Genomic DNA, 1,657 nt, shown 5'->3' with positions numbered 1-1,657 from the left:
AACCACGACTTCTTCTCCGGCTCGGGCTCGTCGTACGTGATCGGCAAGCACGAGTCCACCGAGGACGACGACTGGGACTTCTGATCGGTGGTCCGTCGCGAAGCGGCGGACGCGCAGCGGCCCCCGGCTGATCGCTCATGCGAGCGGTTCGCCGGGGGCCGCTCTCGTTTCCGGTGAGCGGGCCGAGGGGGAGTCAGCGCCCGTGCTCGTGGTCGTGCTCGATTTCGTGCTGCTGGTCGTGCTCGTGTTCCGGCTCGAGGATCATGCCCGCGGATGTGGCGCACGCGTCCCCACGCCACGCCTCGGTGCCCTCGCGCACGGCGAACACCGCGATCACCATGCCGGCGGCGGCATCTGCCCACCACCAGCCGAGCCACGAGTTGAGCACCAGGCCGACCAGCACGGCGGCCGACAGGTACGTGCACACGAGCGTCTGCTTCGAGTCGGCGATCGCCGTCGCCGAGCCGAGCTCCCGCCCCGCTCGGCGCTCGGCGAAGGAGAGCAGCGGCATGATGGCCACGCTGAGGGCGGTCAGGACGATCCCCACGGTGCTGTGCTCGGCGGCGGCGCCTCCCACCAGGGCGAACGTGGAGGACGTCACGACATAGGCCGCCAGCGCGAAGAACGCGACGGCGATGACTCGCAGCGTGCCCCTCTCCCAGCGCTCGGGATCCTGTCGGGTGAACTGCCAGGCGACCGCAGCCGCTGAGAGCACCTCGATCGTCGAGTCGAGTCCGAAGCCGATCAGTGCGACGGAAGAGGCGACGGCGCCCGCGGTCAGCGCGACGGCTGCCTCGATGAGGTTGTAGACGATCGTCGCGGCGACGATCATCCGGACGCGTCGCTGCAGCACCGCGCGACGGCTGGGAGACGTCATCATGCGCAGGTGCATCCTTCCCCGGAGCAGCAGTCCGGTTCCACGACGAGGACCACCTGGAGCAGCTCGTCGAGCGCGGGTGCCAGGTGGTCGTCCGCGAGGCGGTAGGCGCTTCGGCGTCCTTCCGGCGTGGCCGCGACGAGCCCGCAGCCTCGCAGACAGGCCAGCTGGTTCGACATGACCTGGCGGGAGACCCCGAGCCGCTCCGCCAGTTCCGACGGGTAGGCGGATGCCCCTCGGAGGGCGAGGAGGATGCCCGCGCGGGTCGGGTCGGAGAGCGCATGTCCGAGTCGGGCGAGCGCCGCGGTATGCGTGAGCGTGGCTGTGGTCACATCCGCGATAGTACAGAGAGTTATGTACTGATGGGTGCCGAGCACGGCGACATCGTCCTGACCCACGAGCGGATCGACGCGGAAGCGGCCTGACGGGCGCTCGACGCGGGATCGCGTCGCTGTCAACCGTCTGGGATCGCCCGCGCGGCGTGCGTAGCGTGAAAGCGCCGAACAACACGCAGGAGGACATCCATGGAGAATCTGCCGCACGCCACCGAAGAGGACCGCGAGACCATCGCGAAGATCGTCAAGGCCGCCAAGGTCGGCCTGTTCACGACGGTCAGCCCGGAAGGTCAGCTGCACAGCCGGCCGCTCGCCGCTCAGGACGTCGAGTTCGACGGCGACCTGTGGTTCTTCGTGCAGGACAACAGCCCGAAGGTGCGCGATCTGTCCGGCAACTCGTCCGTGAACGTGGCCTTCGACTCGGGCAAGGGCTACCTCTCGGTCG

Annotated in this window: 3 protein-coding genes; 1 reads left to right on the top strand and 2 read right to left on the bottom strand. The window is 69.1% G+C overall.

All coding sequences use genetic code 11. The features are described from left to right. Positions 1 to 193 precede the first annotated feature (193 nt). Both RIF89_RS14820 and RIF89_RS14815 read right to left on the bottom strand, forming a co-directional pair. A complete protein-coding gene (locus RIF89_RS14820) occupies positions 194 to 877 on the bottom strand; it encodes a cation diffusion facilitator family transporter (protein WP_375294496.1) in 684 nt (227 codons plus the stop codon). Next, entirely contained in the window at positions 877 to 1,209 is a 333-nt protein-coding gene (locus tag RIF89_RS14815; protein WP_309069837.1) for a metalloregulator ArsR/SmtB family transcription factor, read from the bottom strand. The genes RIF89_RS14820 and RIF89_RS14815 overlap by 1 nt, the downstream gene beginning before the upstream one ends. 192 nt (positions 1,210 to 1,401) lie before the next feature. Between RIF89_RS14815 and RIF89_RS14810 the strand changes: the two genes are divergently transcribed. Next, positions 1,402 to 1,657: pyridoxamine 5'-phosphate oxidase family protein (locus tag RIF89_RS14810; protein ID WP_309069835.1), on the top strand; the 256-nt coding region annotated here is incomplete at its 3' end.

Source organism: Microbacterium sp., assembly GCF_031178525.1.
In the GTDB taxonomy this organism is placed as follows: Bacteria; Actinomycetota; Actinomycetes; order Actinomycetales; family Microbacteriaceae; genus Microbacterium.
This window is presented reverse-complemented; position numbering and strand designations above follow the sequence as displayed.

Excerpts from the sequence above, each read along its gene's own strand:
- RIF89_RS14820 (WP_375294496.1), bottom strand. The coding sequence starts at position 877 with ATGACGTCTCCCAGCCGTCGCGCGGTGCTGCAGCGACGCGTCCGGATG.